The organism is Paraliomyxa miuraensis, assembly GCF_026337845.1.
Lineage (GTDB): Bacteria > Myxococcota_A > Polyangia > Nannocystales > Nannocystaceae > Paraliomyxa > Paraliomyxa miuraensis.
In genome coordinates this window covers 1-1,690 of sequence record NZ_JAOVZF010000094.1, presented here as the reverse complement: position 1 = coordinate 1,690, position 1,690 = coordinate 1, and the positions used below count along the sequence as shown (strand labels likewise).

General features: G+C 68.2%; 1 protein-coding gene. It reads left to right on the top strand.

Annotation, left to right across the window (positions count from 1 at the left end; translation table 11 throughout):
- Nucleotides 1-488: 488 nt before the first annotated feature.
- Nucleotides 489-1,690: DUF3560 domain-containing protein (locus tag OEB96_RS00425; RefSeq protein ID WP_266213390.1), on the top strand; the 1,202-nt coding region annotated here is incomplete at its 3' end.

Sequence of the window (1,690 nt, the reverse complement as noted above, 5' to 3'; positions counted from 1 at the left end):
CCTCAGCTCGTCTTCCCGTTCCATGGACACGAAGGTCCCGGCCCGATCGCGCGCCTGCAAGACGGGTCAGGGCGACCTCGTACCCGGCTCTCGACGAAGCGCCTTCGTAGGAGCGCCTTCGCACCGAGTGTGCACTTCTTCGTCTCCATGCACTTTTTTGGTGCATTGCGTGAAGCACCTCTACGAGCCCCTTCTCGTGCGTTGCCCGTTGACCCTCGTCTCCAAGATCAGCGCAGGCGTTTGCGTCCGATCATTTCGTGGTGTTGACTGACCGGGCGACGGATCTGTGATCGGGCTGGGTGCCTCATGACCTGCGGACAGGTAGAACCGACGACCCTACATCGGCGCTCACAAGCGCTCGACTCCCAGGCTACGGAGGGCTGCGGTTTGTTCGGTGAGGCCGTCGTGATGATCGAGGAGTGGGCCATCGCGGGCCGCTCGACGGGGCGACCGCGTTGCGTGTCGGGTGGACCTTCCAGAGGTGGACGATGAACTCGACCAGCCATCGAGTCTCCGCGCCGACGACGGACGCCCAGGCCAAGTCGACCGCTGTCGTGGTGCGGTACCACTACGCCGACGGGATCCTCCTCGAAGGCGATACCGGCCCGTACAAGGACGCCATCGAGAAGGCCGAGCCCCGGTGGCGGTGGTTCCGGTCGTTGGGCAAGTGGGGCGTGCCACTGACGCGGGGCCGGGTGATGTCGAGCTCCCAGGTAGAGAAGTACGCCCGCGGGCTCGTTGCCGCGGGGGTGCCCAAGGTGCGGCTCGAATTCCATGACCCCACGCCCGAGGACGTGCGTGCCTTCGACGAGGCCCCCGTGGAACGCAAGAGGCGGGCCCTCGCGCGTGCACGACTGCTGCAACGATGGGCGGACCGGCTCGAGGCAGCGGCCGCGGCCAAGCACGACGAGCGCCGCGCCGCGTTCGACGAGATCCCCGTGCGACAGCAGAACCTCGTCGAGCATCGAAGTGAAAGGCTGCACAGCAGCGAGCTCCCGCGGGCCGGGGCCTCGACGCCCCGCTCGATCGAGGCCAGCGAGGCCGCGGAGGATGCCCGGCATCAGGGAGAGACCGCCGAGCACAACGCGGCCCAGCACGAGAACCCGTGCGACGTCCTTCGACGGTTGCGCGAGCTGAGCAAGGAAGCACGCGAGCTCCAGGTGAGGATCACCGGGGAGGCCCCGCCTCGCTGGCGCGGGCCCAAGCCTGGGGGACCGGCTACGGGCGAAACTCTCGAGCGGCTTCGAACGGCGGCGGAGGAGAACCGCCAAAGAGCCGCATGCCATCGCCAAGTGCTCGATCGAACCGGGCACATGCCCAGCAGTGAATCGGTGCTTCGCAAGGGCGACCGGGTGATCACTCACAAGGGCCGTGCGACTGTGCAGAGGCTGCGGCCGCAGCACGTCGAGCTGCGGTTCGACCGTGCCGTGTCCTGGAACAACGGGCCGCAGCACGTCCGGTGGGTCGCCTATTCCCTCGTCTGGGTCGCCAAGGCGGCCGACGAGCGGCACCAGGACTCGGAGCGGACACAGGGGCCCAGGGCGCCCGAGACGAGTGCTGCCGCGGCCGCGGGCCCACCCAAGCCCTTCTCCGCGATGGTGAAGAAGCGTAAACCCGTTACCGGGTGCCTCCCGGGCCGGAGCCCACAGCCGGATCGGTCTGGTGTAGCGCCGAGGTCATGGGCAAGCAC